The organism is Arthrobacter sp. NPDC093139, from assembly GCF_044754165.1.
GTDB lineage: Bacteria > Actinomycetota > Actinomycetes > Actinomycetales > Micrococcaceae > Arthrobacter.
The window spans coordinates 74,410-91,203 of the sequence record NZ_JBIVOO010000010.1 but is presented as its reverse complement, the minus strand read 5'-3'; the positions used below and the strand labels follow the sequence as shown (position 1 = coordinate 91,203).

Sequence of the window (16,794 nt, the reverse complement as noted above, 5' to 3'; positions counted from 1 at the left end):
ACGGAATCTACTCTATGCTGTTCACCGGATCGTTCGAGGTGGGGCACGGGTTTGTGACTGCTTGGCAGTGGGATGCCGCCGCCGAAGAACGGACCGAAACGAGGCTGGTTCGACGTGAGCGAAGTTGTTGCGTAGACTAGTTCTCCGGTGTTGAAAACACGATGATGACGTGCGCCTCAGGAGAGTTCTGGGATCGAGTGCGGCCTGAATCAGTTTTCGACCCACAGGGATCAGTGTTGGTCCATAGGGTAGTGGCGCAATTGGTAGCGCAGCGGTCTCCAAAACCGCAGGTTGCAGGTTCGAGTCCTGTCTGCCCTGCGCAAGCTGTTCCGGCGGAAGCCGGAGCAAGCGCAGCAACCATGGTTCAGTTCAGAGCCGGGTAATCCGACATTGCGAGGATGAGTGAGGACCAGGTGACCGAAACAGCTGCAAGCAGCTCCAAGGGCCGCCCCGCAAAGAACGCCGCCAAGGGCGGCTTCTTCGCTCGAATCGCACTCTTCGTCCGCCAGGTCATCGGCGAATTGAAGAAGGTCGTTGCACCGACCCGCAAGGAACTGATCAACTACACACTCGTGGTGCTGGTATTCGTGGTCATCATGATGGTCATCGTCACCTTGCTGGACCTGGGCTTCGGCACCGCGGTGAGCTGGGTCTTCGGCGGTACGGCCCCCTCGGACCGCTAAGGGCGATCGGTCCGCAGACTGCGTGGACTCTTCCGAATTTTCGGAGGAGCTGCGGAGTGTGCGGAATTGAGCCATTTAAATAGGCAAGTTAGGCAATGAGGAAGCAGGAGACCAAGTGTCTGAGCACAAGCTCGAGGTAACTGAGACTGAGCTGGATGAAACCCAGAATCCGGCGGCGGAGTCCGCCGAAGGGTCTGAGGTTGAGTCTGCTGCACCCGATTTCGACGGCGCTGCTGACGCCGACTCCGCCTCAGAGGCTGAGGACGGCGCTGCTGACGCCGCCGATGAAGCTGACGAAACTGACTCCGACGACGCCGCCGAAGGCGACGAGGAGCCGGCCGCCGAGTCGGACGCCCTGGCAGCGGCCGCCGCCAAGGCCACGGATCCCGCCGAAGAGTTCAAGGCGAAACTGCGCCGCCAGGAGGGTGACTGGTACGTCATCCACTCGTACGCCGGCTATGAGAACCGCGTCAAGGCCAACCTTGAGACCCGCATCCAGACCCTGGACATGGAAGATTACATCTTCGAAATCCAGGTGCCGATGGAAGAAGTCGTTGAGATCAAGAATGCCCAGCGCAAGGTCATCAACCGCGTCCGCATCCCCGGCTACGTCCTGGTCCGCATGGACCTGACCGACGCCTCCTGGGGCGCCGTCCGCCACACGCCCGGTGTCACCGGCTTCGTGGGCAACGCCCACAACCCCGTGCCGCTGCGCCTGGACGAGGTCTTCTCCATGCTCGCCCCGGTCTTCGAAGAAGAGCAGGCCGAGAAGGGCAAGCCGGTTAAGCACGCTGCTGCCCCGGTCGACGTCGACTTCGAAGTCGGCGAATCGGTCATCGTCAAGGAAGGTCCGTTCGAGACTCTGCCTGCCACGATCTCCGAGATCAAGGTGGAGTCCCAGACCCTGGTGGTGCTGGTTTCCATCTTCGAACGCGAAACCCCGGTTACCCTGGCGTTCAACCAGGTCTCCAAGATCTAGCAACACCCGTAGATTTCGTCCCGGAACTGCCCGCTTTATCAGTTCCGGGACGGCAGGCCGCCTCGCCATGGCGGTCAACCACCTGAGGCACGCTCCTGTGTCCCAGGACGTATTTGAGAGAAGGACCCTACATTGGCTCCCAAGAAGAAGGTCACCGGCCTCATCAAGCTGCAGATCCAGGCAGGTGCCGCCAACCCGGCCCCGCCGATCGGTCCTGCGCTTGGCCAGCACGGTGTCAACATCATGGAATTCTGCAAGGCGTACAACGCTGCAACGGAAGCCCAGCGCGGAAACGTTATTCCCGTTGAAATCACGGTCTACGAGGACCGTTCTTTCACATTCATCACCAAGACCCCGCCGGCTGCAGAGCTCATCAAGAAGGCCGCAGGCGTCGCCAAGGGTTCGGCTACCCCGCACACCGTCAAGGTTGCCAAGCTGACCCAGGCCCAGGTCAATGAGATCGCCTCCACCAAGATGGAAGACCTCAACGCCACGAGCCTTGAAGGCGCAGCGAAGATCATCGCCGGCACCGCCCGCTCCATGGGCATCACCGTCGAGGGTTAATTCCCCCGCTGCCTGATGTTGCGTTCGGTAAACCGACGACGACGGGCAGCACCGCCGGGAAACCGGCACCAATGCCGGACAACCGGCACAAACCGTAATGTCGGAAATCCGCTCCGGATAAAACCAGCCGGACTTCCGACTGTGGCAGGGCCCAGCGCGGTCCGCAGACCACAACTGCACAAGGAGAAATAAGCAGCATGGCAAAGCGCAGCAAAGCATATGAGGCAGCCGTAGCCAAGATCGAGGCAGACAAGGTTTACGCCCCGTTCGAGGCCATCAGCCTGGCGAAGGAAATCAACCCTTCGAAGTTCGACGCGACCGTTGAGGTCGCTTTCCGCCTGGGCGTTGACCCGCGTAAGGCTGACCAGATGGTCCGTGGCACCGTCAACCTGCCGCACGGCACCGGTAAGACCGCCCGCGTTCTCGTTTTCGCAACCGGCGACAAGGCTGAAGCAGCAATCGCTGCCGGCGCCGACTTCGTTGGTTCCGACGACCTGATCGAAAAGATCTCCGGCGGCTGGACCGACTTCGACGCAGCCGTTGCCACCCCTGACCTCATGGGCAAGGTTGGCCGCCTCGGTAAGGTCCTCGGCCCGCGTAACCTGATGCCGAACCCGAAGACCGGCACCGTGACCGCTGACGTCGCCAAGGCCGTCAACGACATCAAGGGTGGAAAGATCGACTTCCGTGTCGACAAGCACTCCAACCTGCACTTCATCATCGGCAAGGTTTCGTTCGACGCCGTCAAGCTGGCTGAGAACTACGCAGCCGCTCTCGAAGAGGTGCTTCGCCTGAAGCCGTCCGCTTCCAAGGGCCGCTACATCCAGAAGGCAACGGTTGCCACCACGTTCGGTCCAGGCATCACTGTTGACCCCAACGTCACCAAGGTGCTGATCGAGGCCTAACCCTCGCGAACGCCCGCCGGTTTTCCGGCAGACACGAAAAGAACCGCCCGGCACTGTGCCGGGCGGTTCTTTCGTTGCCGCTGCAGCCATAGCGGTCCTCTGGAGGAGGCAGGGCCGCGAAGCTAGGCTGAACCGGTGACGACAATGTCTTACCGCATAGAACCTCTGGTACTTCCCGCCTCCCTTAAAGCGCCGGATGCTGCTGAGTTCCTGGAGTACAGCGAGCTCAGCGATGCCCTGGTGCTGGAAACGTGGGGGAACCTTGACCGCGCCATGCCCGGTGAAGCCCGCCTGGAGGCCTGGCGGGACGACGATTACCAGCAGATGCGACTGTTCTTCGTGCGCATTGACGGGCGCATGGCCGCCAGAGCGTGGATCAGACTGCCGCTGGAAGAGAACCTGCAGGACGCCATGGTCCGGGTTGACGTGCTGAACGAGTTCACCGGCAGGGGCATCGGGCGGGCGCTGCTGAAGCACGCCGAGGATATTGCCGCGAACAGCGGCCGGACCACCCTGCAGAGCTTCACCGAGCACCCTCCCGGCTTCGACCCGGACGGATCCGGCATCCTGAAGCCGGGAACAGGCACCGGCGGAGTTCCCGCGGAGTCCCGCGCGGTCAGGTTCGCCCTGGCAGCCGGGTACACACTGGAGCAGGTGACGCGGTTCAGTGCCTTGGACATGCCGCCGTCGGGCGGGATCCTGGACGCGCTGGAACGCGAGGCGTCCGCCGTCGCCGGCGACCGCTATGAACTCCTCAGCTGGACGGACCGCTGCCCGGACGAATATGTGGACCAGATGGCCGTGCTCATGTCGCGGATGAGCATCGACAGCCCGGCCGGGGCGCTCCACTACGATCCGGAAACGTGGGATGCCAAACGGGTCCGGCACGTCGAGGATGAGTGGAAGGCAACCGGACAGGAGTCCCTCGTTGCCGTGGCACGGCACACCGCAAGCGGTGAGCTTGCTGCCTATTCGGTCCTGCAGTACTCCGCCTCGAAACCCTGGATCGCCGAGCAGGAGGACACCCTCGTGGCCGGGAAGCACCGGGGCAACCGACTGGGTATGCTGGTCAAGATCCTCAACCTGCGGCGCATGGCAGCGGAACATCCATCGGTGAAGCGGGTCCTCACGTTCAACGCCGCCGAGAACGACCATATGCTCGCAATTAATGTGGCGCTCGGCTTTCGCCCCGCCGGGTACGACGGTGAGTGGCAGCGCCGCCGCTAACCGGCATATGCTGGCGATGGATACTCCGCGTGGACTTAAACCCGTCCCTGGGACGGCAAGAGGCAGAAACGGCTGGGAAGATGCCCCATGGCAAGTGAAGTGCGGATAGAGCAGTTGTTCATCCCAAATTCCATCGATGCGCCCGACGCTGCGGACTTTTTGGCCGCAGTGGAAGTGGGCCGCAAGGTCAGGATGCAGACGTGGGGGAGCGACGACCTCGCGTACGCCCCACTGGAGAAGCTCCTGGAACTGGACGATCCCTACGAGCGGCAGGTCATCCTCGTTGCCAAGATTGACGGCGAGATCGTGGGCACCGTGGATATCGCCCTTCCCCTGACAGACAACCTTGACCTGGCCGAGTTCACGCTGGACATCCTGCCCGAATACCAAGGCCAAGGGGTGGGCCGGCAGCTGCTTGAGGCCGCGGAAGGATTTGCCCGCGATGAGGGCAGGTCCATGATCCTGATCGACACGAACCACCCCGGGGCGTCGCTGCATGAATTTGCAGAGGAGCAGCTGGTGCCGGGCTCCGGGCAGGGCTTCGTGCCGCTCGGGAGCAGGGAGGTCGATTTCGCCCGACGTACCGGCTACACCCTCCAGCACATCGAGCAGTTCAGTTCCTGCGCCCTGCCGCTCGACACCAAGCTCGTGGCGGAACTCGAGGCTGAGGCGCAGGAAACCAACAACGGCCGGTACCGCCTGCACCATTGGACCGACCGGTGCCCGGAACGCTGGCTGGAAGCCGTCGCGGTCCTGGAGAACCAGGCCGGCGGGGATGCTTTGCCTGCCCCGGATGCCGAGGGCGACGGGATGGTGTTCGATGCCCGCATCCTGCGGGAAGCGGAGGACGTGACCATCGCCCAGGGACGGCGCACGGTGGTGACCGCCGTCGAGCATATTGCCTCGGGAACGCTCGTGGGGCTGACTACCATCAGCGTCCTGGCGCAGCGGCAGGACGTTGTCTTCCAGGATGACACCGTGGTGCTGCAGGAACACCGCGGGAACAAGCTGGGCCTGCTGATCAAGGTGGCCAACATGGAGCGGCTCACGGAGCAGTTTCCCGATGCGCGCGTAATCTACACCTGGAATGCCCCCGAGAACCGGTATCTCCTGACTGTTAACCGTCAGCTGGGGTTCACGACGGCGGGTGTCACCGGGATCTGGCAGAAGGAACTTCCGGACACGGGGCCCAGTAGCAGCTAGGCCAACGATTTGGCGGTCCGGCGCCGTGTCCCGTAAGCTTGAACTACCAAAGACCGTCGGTTGTTGGAAATCCACTCTTTCGAGCTCAGCTCAACTCTGCAGTTGCGCGCGGAAGAACCAGTGGGTTTCCGGACGAAGGACCCTGACATAGGGCGGCCAACGCAGGTGAACGAAGCAAAGCTCCGCGGTTCTGAACCGCGTTGAGCCCAGCCCCGTGCATCTGCGCGGGGCGTTTTTAGTTTTAGCTCACCTGAGCGGGGACCCGGAATACCGGCACTATCCCCGGAAGGAGGGTTATGGCAACGCCTACCAAGGTTTCAGCAGTAGCTGAGATCACTAACGATTTCAAGGAATCGAACGCCGCTGTCCTGACCGAATACCGTGGGCTCACCGTTGCACAGCTCAAGCAGCTGCGTGTTTCTCTCGGCCAGGACACCAAGTTCGCGGTCGTCAAGAACACCCTGACCGCCATTGCAGCCAAGGAAGCCGGTGTCGAAGCATTCGACGGCCAGCTCGCCGGCCCCACTGCAATCGCGTTCATCAAGGGTGACGCAGTTGCAGCTGCCAAGAGCCTGACGGATTTTGCCAAGACCAACAAGCAGCTGGTCATCAAGACCGGTTACTTCGAGGGCAAGGCACTGAACGCCAGCGAAGTTGCTGCCCTGGCAGCACTCGAGTCCCGCGAGCTGCAGCTCGCCAAGGTTGCAGGCGTCCTCAAGGCCCCTGCCGCCGCTGCTGCACGCATCATCGACGCCCTGCGCCTCAAGCTTGAAGAAGAGAACGGTGCTCCGGCTGAAGCCGCTGCTCCCGCCGCTGAAGAAGCACCCGCCGCAGAAGCAGCAGAGGCCGAAGCTCCGGCTGAAGCCGCCGCAGAAGAGAAGTAATTTCTCTTTTCAAACCAGACTCCGGTGAAAAGGCACGGCATGCCGCCGCCGATCACCACTATAGGAAGGACGCCAACCATGGCGAAGCTCACCAACGAAGAGCTCATTGAAGCTTTCAAGGAACTGACCATCATCGAGCTCTCCGAGTTCGTCAAGCTCTTCGAAGAGACCTTCGAAGTTACCGCTGCTGCTGTTGCTGTTGCCGGCCCCGCTGCCGGTGGCGCTGCAGAAGAGGTTGAAGAGAAGACCGACTTCGACGTCGTTCTCGAAGCTGCTGGCGACAAGAAGATCGCAGTGATCAAGGAAGTTCGCGCCATCACTTCCCTGGGCCTCAAGGAAGCCAAGGACCTGGTTGACAGCGCTCCCAAGGCTGTTCTCGAAGGCGCCACCAAGGAAGCTGCCGAGAAGGCAAAGGAGCAGCTCGAGGCTGCCGGTGCCACCGTTACCCTCAAGTAACGACTGCTTTGCAGGAATCCCCGTCCACTCCGGTGGGCGGGGATTCCTGCATTTAAGCGGATTCCTGCGTTTAACCGGTCTGGTTGGGGTCGCTGATGTCCGCCAGCACGGCGCCGAGCGCGGCCACCAGGGCATCGGCTTCGACGAAGGCGCTGTAGCCGTGCTGGCCGGCGCCCATCGAGATGCGGCGGCCCGCAATGGTCTCGTCTGCATACACGGGCCAAGCCCTCGTGCTGCCCAGCGGGGTGATGGTTCCGCGCTCGTAGCCCGTGGCTTCCAGGGCAACGTCCGCCGTGGGCATGGACAATTTATTGACGCCCACGAGATTCCTGAGCTTGGGCCAGGAAATCTGGCGGTCCCCGGGGATGAGGGCGAACAGGAAGCTGCCGTCCTTGTGTTTCACCACGAGGGACTTCACGATGTCGGCAGGCGTGATCCCGAGGATCTGTGCGGCCTCCTCGAGGCTGTGGGCGGCAAGCCGCTCCACGATTTCGACGTCGAGGCCGCGGGCGGCGGCGTCGGCGAGGAAGCGCTCCTTTCCGGCGCCGGTCGCACCGGAGCCGTCAGCCCCGGCCGCCGACAAGGCCTCCATCAGTCGCGGTACAGCAGCAGGGCTTCGCCCTGGCCGCCTCCGCCGCACAGGGAAACCGCCGCCTTGCCCTGGCCGCGCCGTTTCAGCTCGTGCGCCGCATGGAGGGCAATCCGGGCACCGGAGGCGCCTATGGGGTGGCCCAGGGCGATGGCCCCGCCGTGGATGTTGCACTGTTCCAGCGGGTAGTCGAGGTCCTTGAGGGACTGCACGGCGACCGAACCGAACGCCTCATTGATCTCAATGAAGTCCAGGTCGGTCAAAGTCCAGCCGGCGCGGTCCAGTGCATTACGGATCGCGTTGGAGGGCTGCGAGTGCAGGGAGTTGTCGGGGCCGGCCACCTGGCCCGGCTTGCCCACCACGGCGAGGTATTCCAGGCCGTTCTCGTCCGCAAACCTGCGGGACGTCAGGACCAGTGCGGAGGCGCCGTCGGACAGGGGAGAGGAGTTCCCTGCCGTGATGGTGCCGTCCGTGACAAACGCGGCGCGGAGTCCTGCCAGGGATTCCACCGACGTATTGGGGCGGACGCCTTCGTCGGCGGTGACAACCAGCGGATCACCCTTGCGCTGCTTGACGCTGACGGGCACGATTTCGTCGTCGAAGACCCCGTTTTTCGCGGCGAGGGCCGCCCGCTGGTGCGATTGGGCGGCGACGTTGTCCTGTGAGGCACGGTCGATGCCGAGCACGAGGTTCTTGCTTTCGGTGGAGAGGCCCATCGACTGCCCGTCAAATGCGTCAGTCAGGCCGTCGTGCGCGGCAACGTCCAGTGCCTGGACGGCGCCATAATTCCAGCCCTGCCGCGAACCGGGAAGGACGTGCGGCGCCCGGGTCATGGACTCCTGGCCTCCTGCAACGACGACGGCGGCATCGCCACTGCGGATCATCCTCGCCGCGTCGATCACGGCGGTCAGCCCGGAGAGGCATACCTTGTTGATGGTCACCGTGGGCACGTTCCAGCCGATTCCGGCACCGATCGCGCTCTGCCGGGCCGGGTTCTGCCCGGCGCCCGCCTGCAGCACCTGCCCCATGATGACCGCGTCCACCTGGTCGGCGCGGACACCGCTGGCTGCGACGGCCGCCTTGATGGCGTGCGTCCCGAGTTCGACGGCGGTGAAGCTCGCCAGTTGGCCGTTGAGACGGCCCTGCGGTGTCCGTGCGCCGGACAGGACGACAACGTCGTTGTTGTCTGCGGAGTTGCTCATGGTAGTCTCTCCTGATTTGTGGCGATATAGGCCTAGGTTAGCGTGAACATGGTCACCTATCCATTTAAACGTTGTACGGCCAGCGGAATTCCGGGGCGCCGGGCCGGCGGGCAGATCGGGCTCGACAAATGGGTGTCTCCGGTTGGCAAATAGGTGCCTCCGGCAACAGTGCTTGCAATACCAACCGAAGTGGGGTAGACACGCGTAGGGTTTTGCCGTATCGTAGATATTTGCGTCTTCCCTGTTTACCTTCAGCCTTCATATAGCGGTGGGCTTCTCCTGGCAGCTGCTCCATCAATGTGCCGTGTACAACGTCACCAGCATGGGCAGACCAGGTCCGGGTCATATAGCGGAACCGGTTGGTAGCACTGCGGAGTCACTTTCGCAGGGTACATAGCGGGGGAGATCTGAAAACGCCTGAAGGTCTGTGGAAGGATCCCTCTTGGTCGCCTCGAGCACCTCTAATAACGAAACCGCTAACACGGCAAGCACCGATGGTGCAACTCGCCGGCTCTCATTCGCAAAGATTCACGAACCTCTTGACGTTCCGAATCTGCTTGCCCTCCAGACAGACAGCTTCGACTGGCTGGTTGGAAACGAACGCTGGCAGGCACGCGTAGCGAAGGCCGTCGAAGAAGGCGACCTCAGCGTCGCCACCACCTCCGGTCTTTCCGACATCTTCGAAGAGATCTCCCCGATTGAGGACTTCCAGGGCACCATGTCCCTGAGCTTCTCCGATCCGGAGTTCGCTGACCCGAAGTACACCATGGCCGAATGCAAGGACCGGGACGCAACGTACTCGGCACCGCTGTACGTCAAGGCCGAATTCATGAACAACAACACGGGCGAAATCAAGCAGCAGACCGTGTTCATGGGTGACTTCCCGCTGATGACCGAGAAGGGCACCTTCGTCGTCAACGGCACCGAGCGTGTCGTCGTTTCCCAGCTGGTCCGTTCGCCGGGCGCCTACTTCGAGCGCACCGCCGACAAGACCAGCGACAAGGACATCTTCACCGCAAAGATCATCCCGTCCCGCGGTGCATGGTTTGAGCTTGAGATCGACAAGCGCGACCAGGTCGGCGTGCGCCTCGACCGCAAGCGCAAGCAGTCCGTCACCGTGCTGCTGAAGGCCCTCGGCTGGACCGAAGGCCAGATCCTCGAAGAGTTCGGCCAGTACGACTCCATGCGCGCCACGCTGGAGAAGGACGCCACCGAAACCCGCGAAGACGCCCTGCTGGACATCTACCGCAAGCTGCGTCCGGGCGAGCCGCCCACCGTCGAGGCTGCCCAGTCCCTGCTGGACAACCTGTACTTCAACTCCAAGCGCTACGATCTGGCCAAGGTCGGCCGTTACAAGATCAACCGCAAGCTTGGCATCGACCGCTCCCTTGGCGACAAGGAAGCCTCGGTTCTGCACGTTGAAGACATCGTCGCCATGATCAAGTTCCTGGTTGCGCTGCACGCCGGTGAGAAGACCCTCATGGGCAAGCGCGACGGCGAAGACCACGAGCTGCGCGTCGAAATCGATGACATCGACCACTTCGGCAACCGCCGCATCCGCGCCGTCGGCGAGCTCATCGAGAACCAGGTCCGCACCGGCCTGTCCCGTATGGAGCGCGTTGTCCGCGAGCGTATGACCACCCAGGACGTCGAGGCGATCACGCCGCAGACCCTGATCAACATCCGCCCGGTGGTGGCAGCCATCAAGGAGTTCTTCGGAACGTCCCAGCTGTCCCAGTTCATGGACCAGAACAACCCGCTGTCGGGTCTGACCCACAAGCGCCGCCTGTCCGCACTTGGCCCGGGCGGTCTGTCCCGTGACCGTGCAGGCATGGAAGTCCGAGACGTTCACCCGTCCCACTACGGACGTATGTGCCCCATCGAAACGCCTGAAGGCCCGAACATTGGTCTGATCGGTTCGCTGGCATCCTACGGCCGCATCAACCCCTTCGGCTTCATCGAAACCCCGTACCGCCTTGTGAAGGACGGCGTGGTTTCCGACGAGGTCCAGTACCTCACGGCCGATGACGAAGCCGAGGTCCTGATCGCACAGGCCAACGCTCCGCTGGACGCCAACAAGAAGTTTGCTGAAGAGACCGTCCTGGTCCGTGCCCGCGGTGGTGGAGGCGAGCCCGTTCTCGTTCCCGCAGCCGATGTGCAGTTCATGGACGTTTCCCCGCGCCAGATGGTGTCCGTGGCAACCGCCCTGATCCCGTTCCTCGAGCACGACGACGCCAACCGCGCACTCATGGGTGCCAACATGCAGCGCCAGGCTGTGCCGCTGGTCCGTTCCGAAGCCCCGTTCGTGGGTACCGGCATGGAACGCGCAGCAGCCGTTGACGCCGGTGACGTTGTCATCGCGAAGAAGGCCGGTGTGGTCACCGAGGTTTCCGCTGAGCTCGTCATCATGCTCAACGACGACGGTACGGAGACCAACTACCGCATCAACAAGTTCGCCCGCTCCAACCAGGGCAACTGCTACAACCACCGCGTTCTGGTGAGCGAAGGCCAGCGTCTGGAGGTCGGCGGCATCATCGCTGACGGCCCGGCAACGGACCAGGGTGAACTCGCCCTGGGTAAGAACCTCCTCGTGGCATTCATGTCCTGGGAAGGCCACAACTTCGAGGATGCCATCATCCTGTCCCAGCGCATCGTGGCTGAGGACGTTCTTTCCTCCATCCACATCGAGGAGCACGAGATCGATGCCCGCGACACCAAGCTTGGTGCCGAGGAGATCACCCGTGACATCCCCAACGTGTCCGAGGAAGTCCTCGCAGGTTTGGACGAGCGCGGCATCATCCACATCGGTGCCGAGGTTGAAGCAGGAGACATCCTGGTCGGAAAGGTCACCCCGAAGGGCGAAACCGAACTGACCCCGGAAGAGCGCCTGCTGCGCGCCATCTTCGGTGAGAAGTCCCGCGAAGTGCGCGACACCTCCCTGAAGGTGCCCCACGGCGAGTCGGGCACCGTCATCGGCGTCCGCGTCTTCGACCGCGACAACGACGACGAGCTGCCCCCGGGCGTGAACCAGCTGGTCCGCGTCTACGTGGCTGCCAAGCGCAAGATCACCGACGGCGACAAGCTCGCAGGCCGCCACGGCAACAAGGGTGTTATCTCCAAGATCCTTCCGGTCGAGGACATGCCCTTCCTTGCCGACGGTACCCCCGTCGATATCGTCCTGAACCCGCTGGGTGTCCCGGGCCGTATGAACGTCGGCCAGGTGCTGGAAACGCACTTGGGCTGGGTTGCCAAGACCGGCTGGAAGATCGAAGGCGAGCCCGAGTGGGCCAAGCAGCTGCCGAACCTGCCGCGCGAGAGTGGCCAGACCACTGTTGCAACGCCGGTCTTCGACGGTGCCCGCGAAGAGGAAATCACGGGCCTGCTGGACTCCACCAACCTGACCCGCGACGGTGAGCGCCTGATCAACTCCTCGGGCAAGACCCGCCTGTTCGACGGCCGCTCCGGCGAGCCGTTCCCGGATCCGATCTCGGTCGGCTACATGTACATCCTGAAGCTCCACCACCTGGTGGACGACAAGATCCACGCGCGTTCCACGGGCCCGTACTCCATGATCACGCAGCAGCCGCTGGGTGGTAAGGCACAGTTCGGTGGCCAGCGCTTCGGTGAAATGGAAGTGTGGGCGCTCGAAGCTTACGGCGCCGCCTACACGCTCCAGGAGCTCCTGACGATCAAGTCGGATGACATCCACGGTCGTGTGAAGGTCTACGAAGCCATCGTCAAGGGGGAGAACATCCCCGAGCCGGGCGTTCCTGAGTCCTTCAAGGTCTTGATCAAGGAAATGCAGTCGCTGTGCCTGAACGTGGAAGTCCTTTCCACGGACGGAACCACAATTGAAATGCGTGACTCTGATGACGCAGTCTTCACGGCTGCGGAAGAACTGGGCATCGATCTGTCTCGTGCAGAGCCCAGTTCCGTAGAAGAGGTTTAAGGAGTACGACCTGGGAAAAGCACGCGGGTCCGCCCGCGCTGTCTTTTCCCAGGCGTCACCTTCCTCATCCCGCAACCAAGACTTCAGAATTTAGAGAACAAGAGAGAACAGGGACCATATGTCCAGCGAATCCTCCTTCGGCCTCATGCAGATCGGCCTCGCCACCGCGGAAGACATCCGCGGCTGGTCGTACGGCGAGGTTAAGAAGCCGGAAACCATCAACTACCGCACGCTCAAGCCCGAGAAGGACGGCCTCTTCTGCGAGAAGATCTTTGGCCCGTCCCGTGACTGGGAATGCTACTGCGGCAAGTACAAGCGCGTGCGCTTCAAGGGCATCATCTGTGAGCGGTGTGGCGTTGAAGTCACCCGTGCCAAGGTGCGCCGTGAGCGCATGGGCCACATCGAGCTGGCTGCGCCTGTAACCCACATCTGGTACTTCAAGGGTGTTCCCTCCCGTCTGGGCTACCTCCTTGACCTGGCACCGAAGGACCTCGAAAAGGTCATCTACTTCGCTGCCTACATGATCACCAGCGTCGATGAGGAAAGCCGCCACGCGGAGCTGCCCAACCTGCAGGTTGAGCACGACATCGAGAAGAAGCAGCTGATCGACAACCGCGACTCCGACATCGCGACGATCGCCCGTGACCTTGAGAACGAGCTTGCCCGTCTCGAGGGTGAAGGCGCCAAGGCTGCCGACAAGAAGAAGGCCCGCGATTCGGCTGACCGCCAGATGGCGAATGTCCGTAAGCGTGCCGACGCCGAGATCGAGCGCCTCGAGCAGGTCTGGGACCGGTTCAAGAACCTGAAGGTCGCCGACCTCGAAGGTGACGAAGGTCTGTACCGCGAGCTGCGCGACCGCTACGGCATCTACTTCGAAGGCTCCATGGGTGCCGAAGCCATCAAGAAGCGTCTTGAGAGCTTCGACATGCAGGCCGAGTCGGACGCACTGCGCGACGTCATCGCCAACGGCAAGGGCCAGCGCAAGACCCGTGCGCTGAAGCGTCTGAAGGTTGTCAACGCGTTCCTGACCACCAACAACAGCCCGCTCGGCATGGTGCTGGACGCTGTCCCGGTGATCCCGCCGGAACTGCGCCCGATGGTCCAGCTGGACGGTGGCCGCTTCGCGACCTCCGACCTCAACGACCTGTACCGCCGTGTGATCAACCGCAACAACCGCCTCAAGCGTCTGCTTGATCTGGGTGCTCCGGAGATCATCGTCAACAACGAGAAGCGCATGCTTCAGGAAGCTGTTGACAGCCTCTTCGACAACGGCCGCCGCGGCCGTCCGGTCACCGGACCGGGTAACCGTCCGCTGAAGTCCCTGAGCGACATGCTCAAGGGCAAGCAGGGCCGTTTCCGCCAGAACCTCCTCGGCAAGCGCGTTGATTACTCCGGCCGTTCGGTCATCGTCGTCGGCCCGCAGCTGAAGCTGCACCAGTGTGGTCTGCCCAAGCAGATGGCCCTGGAGCTGTTCAAACCGTTCGTGATGAAGCGCCTGGTTGACCTCAACCACGCCCAGAACATCAAGTCGGCCAAGCGCATGGTTGAGCGTTACCGTCCGCAGGTCTGGGACGTCCTCGAAGAGATCATCACCGAGCACCCCGTGCTGCTGAACCGTGCACCTACCCTGCACCGCCTCGGCATCCAGGCGTTCGAGCCCCAGCTTGTTGAAGGCAAGGCCATCCAGCTTCACCCGCTGGTCTGTGGCGCCTTCAACGCTGACTTCGACGGCGACCAGATGGCAGTGCACCTGCCGCTGAGCCCCGAAGCCCAGGCTGAGGCACGCATCCTGATGCTCTCCTCGAACAACATCCTGAAGCCGTCCGACGGCCGTCCGGTAACCCTGCCTTCGCAGGATATGATCATCGGCCTGTACCACCTGACCACCAAGCGTGTCGGTTCGGCGGGCGAAGGGCGGATCTTCGGTTCGGTTTCCGAAGCGATCATGGCGTTCGATGCCCACGAGCTGCACCTGAACTCCCAGGTCAAGATCCGGCTCGAGGGCTTCGTCCCCTACGCCGGCTGGGAAGCACCCGAAGGCTGGGAGCCGGGTCAGCCCGCACTGGTTGAAACCTCACTGGGCCAGGTCCTCTTCAACGAGACCCTGCCCGAGGACTACCCGTGGGTTGAGGCTGTTGCTGACAAGGGCGAACTGTCCCGCATCGTCAACGACCTCGCCGAGCGCTACCCGAAGGTTGTTACCGCGGCAACGCTGGACAACCTGAAGGATGCCGGTTTCTACTGGGCCACCCGCTCGGGCGTCACCGTCGCCATCTCCGACATTGAGGTCCCGGCCTCCAAGCCGGCACTTCTGGCCGGCTACGAGGAGCGCGCTGCGAAGATTCAGGGCCAGTACGACAAGGGCCTGATCGACGACGACGAGCGCCGCCAGGAACTGATCGAGATCTGGAACAAGGCGACCAACGAGATTGCCCAGGCAATGCGTGACAGCCTGTCACCGATGAACACCATCAACCGCATGGTGTCCTCGGGTGCACGTGGTAACTGGATGCAGGTCCGTCAGATCGCGGGTATCCGTGGCCTGGTGGCCAACCCGAAGGGTGAAATCATCCCGCGTCCGATTAAGTCGTCCTACCGTGAGGGCCTGTCGGTGCTGGAATACTTCATCGCCACGCACGGCGCCCGTAAGGGTCTGGCTGACACCGCGCTGCGTACCGCGAACTCGGGTTACCTGACCCGTCGTCTGGTGGACGTATCGCAGGACGTCATCGTCCGCGAAGAGGACTGCGGCACCGAGCGCGGCCTGGTGACTCCGATCGCCGTCGCCGACGCCAACGGTGAACTGGTGCTGGACGAGAACGTCGAGAACAGCGCCTACGCCCGTACGCTCGCCGTCGACGTCACCGATGCCAAGGGCAATGTCCTGGCTGCTGCCGGCACCGACTGCGGCGACGTCGTCATTGCCGAACTGTTCGCAGCCGGTATCACCGAGGTCAAGGTCCGCTCCGTACTCACCTGTGAGTCCAGCGTCGGCACCTGCGCCCTCTGCTACGGCCGCTCGCTGGCCACTGGCAAGACCGTGGACATCGGTGAGGCTGTCGGCATCATCGCCGCGCAGTCCATCGGTGAGCCGGGCACCCAGCTGACCATGCGTACGTTCCACACCGGTGGTGCTGTTTCCGCCGGCGGCGGCGACGACATCACCCAGGGTCTGCCCCGTATCCAGGAGCTCTTCGAAGCCCGTACTCCGAAGGGTGTCGCGCCGATTGCTGAAGCAGCCGGCCGCATCACCATCGAAGAGTCCGAGCGCCAGATGCGTCTGGTCATCACGCCCGATGACGGTTCCGAAGAGATCGCGTACCCGGTCCTGCGCCGTTCGCGCCTCCTGATCGAGGACGGCCAGCACGTCACGGTGGGCCAGAAGCTCATCAACGGCCCGGTCGACCCGAAGCAGGTCCTGCGCATCATGGGCCCGCGTGCCGCACAGAAGTTCCTTGTGGACGAAGTGCAGGGCGTGTACCGCAGCCAGGGTATTGGCATCCACGACAAGCACGTGGAAGTCATCGTCCGCCAGATGCTGCGCCGCGTCACGGTCATCGAATCCGGCGAATCCGACCTGCTCCCGGGTGAGCTGGCCGAGCGCAGCCGTTTCGAGGATGCCAACCGCCGCGTTGTGTCCGAGGGCAAGACTCCGGCTTCCGGGCGTCCTGAGCTCATGGGCATCACCAAGGCCTCCCTGGCCACCGAGTCCTGGCTGTCCGCAGCTTCCTTCCAGGAGACCACCCGCGTCCTGACGCAGGCTGCCATGGAAGGCAAGAGCGATCCGCTGCTCGGCCTCAAGGAGAACGTCATCATCGGTAAGCTGATCCCGGCCGGCACGGGTCTCCCGCGCTACACCGAGGTCACGGTGGAACCGACTGAAGAAGCAAAGGCCAACCTGTTCACCGGCCCGAGCGCTTTCAGCGACTTCTCCTACGATTCCCTGGGCGGCGACGGAGCTCCTGAGTTCCACGCCATCCCGCTGGATGACTACGACCTGGGCAACGACTTCCGGTAACGGAACGCCTGGCGAAAGGCCTCGTTCACGCTCTGCTTTCATCAGCGGAGCGGGGGCGGGGCCTTTCCCGTTCGGGCCCGATTAAGGTCTGGGATCCGTCCATGTTAGACTGAGTACCAATTGTTATTGTGGCAG

Annotated in this window: 12 protein-coding genes and 1 tRNA gene; 11 read left to right on the top strand and 2 right to left on the bottom strand. The window is 62.8% G+C overall.

Features of this window, described 5'->3' with window-relative positions; all coding sequences use genetic code 11:
* The first annotated feature begins 245 nt into the window (after positions 1 to 245).
* The 9 genes from ACIP90_RS15430 to rplL all read left to right on the top strand — a co-directional run bounded on the left by ACIP90_RS15430 (position 246) and on the right by rplL (position 6,901).
* Positions 246 to 318 (top strand) — tRNA-Trp (locus tag ACIP90_RS15430).
* An 80-nt stretch (positions 319 to 398) separates the two neighbouring features.
* Positions 399 to 683, top strand: a complete 285-nt coding sequence (gene secE, locus ACIP90_RS15425; protein ID WP_400580316.1) for a preprotein translocase subunit SecE — start codon at positions 399 to 401, stop codon at positions 681 to 683.
* 115 nt (positions 684 to 798) lie between these two features.
* On the top strand, positions 799 to 1,662 hold the full coding sequence (gene nusG, locus ACIP90_RS15420; protein WP_400580314.1) for a transcription termination/antitermination protein NusG: 864 nt from the start codon (positions 799 to 801) through the stop codon (positions 1,660 to 1,662).
* A 132-nt stretch (positions 1,663 to 1,794) separates the two neighbouring features.
* Positions 1,795 to 2,226 carry a 50S ribosomal protein L11 gene (gene rplK, locus ACIP90_RS15415; RefSeq protein ID WP_003803853.1) on the top strand — a complete coding sequence of 144 codons (432 nt, stop codon included), beginning with the start codon at positions 1,795 to 1,797 and terminating at the stop codon, positions 2,224 to 2,226.
* Between the two features lie 197 nt (positions 2,227 to 2,423).
* Positions 2,424 to 3,131 (top strand): 50S ribosomal protein L1, encoded by a 708-nt coding sequence (rplA, locus tag ACIP90_RS15410; RefSeq protein WP_400580313.1) that lies wholly within the window; start codon positions 2,424 to 2,426, stop codon positions 3,129 to 3,131.
* 144 nt (positions 3,132 to 3,275) lie between these two features.
* Positions 3,276 to 4,358 (top strand): GNAT family N-acetyltransferase, encoded by a 1,083-nt coding sequence (locus ACIP90_RS15405; RefSeq protein ID WP_400580463.1) that lies wholly within the window; start codon positions 3,276 to 3,278, stop codon positions 4,356 to 4,358.
* Between the two features lie 87 nt (positions 4,359 to 4,445).
* The gene (locus tag ACIP90_RS15400; RefSeq protein ID WP_400580311.1) at positions 4,446 to 5,561 is read left to right on the top strand and encodes a GNAT family N-acetyltransferase; all 1,116 of its coding nucleotides are present in this window, start codon (positions 4,446 to 4,448) and stop codon (positions 5,559 to 5,561) included.
* 296 nt (positions 5,562 to 5,857) lie between these two features.
* Complete coding sequence (gene rplJ / locus ACIP90_RS15395) at positions 5,858 to 6,445, top strand: 50S ribosomal protein L10 (protein WP_400580309.1); 588 nt, start codon at positions 5,858 to 5,860, stop codon at positions 6,443 to 6,445.
* A gap of 78 nt (positions 6,446 to 6,523) precedes the next feature.
* Positions 6,524 to 6,901, top strand: coding sequence for a 50S ribosomal protein L7/L12 (gene rplL, locus ACIP90_RS15390; protein WP_400580307.1), 378 nt, complete (start codon positions 6,524 to 6,526; stop codon positions 6,899 to 6,901).
* A 70-nt stretch (positions 6,902 to 6,971) separates the two neighbouring features.
* On the opposite strand, the gene ACIP90_RS15385 is transcribed toward rplL, so the two are convergent.
* Both ACIP90_RS15385 and ACIP90_RS15380 read right to left on the bottom strand, forming a co-directional pair.
* Positions 6,972 to 7,493 (bottom strand): aminoacyl-tRNA deacylase, encoded by a 522-nt coding sequence (locus ACIP90_RS15385; protein ID WP_400580305.1) that lies wholly within the window; start codon positions 7,491 to 7,493, stop codon positions 6,972 to 6,974.
* Entirely contained in the window at positions 7,493 to 8,692 is a 1,200-nt protein-coding gene (locus ACIP90_RS15380) for an acetyl-CoA C-acetyltransferase (RefSeq protein ID WP_400580304.1), read from the bottom strand. The genes ACIP90_RS15385 and ACIP90_RS15380 overlap by 1 nt, the downstream gene beginning before the upstream one ends.
* Positions 8,693 to 9,134: 442 nt before the next feature.
* On the opposite strand from ACIP90_RS15380, the gene rpoB reads away from it, so the two are divergent.
* Together rpoB and ACIP90_RS15370 are read left to right on the top strand one after the other, a co-directional pair.
* Positions 9,135 to 12,641 carry a DNA-directed RNA polymerase subunit beta gene (gene rpoB, locus ACIP90_RS15375; RefSeq protein WP_400580302.1) on the top strand — a complete coding sequence of 1,169 codons (3,507 nt, stop codon included), beginning with the start codon at positions 9,135 to 9,137 and terminating at the stop codon, positions 12,639 to 12,641.
* Positions 12,642 to 12,759: 118 nt separating this feature from the next.
* The gene (locus tag ACIP90_RS15370; protein WP_400580301.1) at positions 12,760 to 16,659 is read left to right on the top strand and encodes a DNA-directed RNA polymerase subunit beta'; all 3,900 of its coding nucleotides are present in this window, start codon (positions 12,760 to 12,762) and stop codon (positions 16,657 to 16,659) included.
* The last annotated feature ends 135 nt before the right edge of the window (positions 16,660 to 16,794 follow it).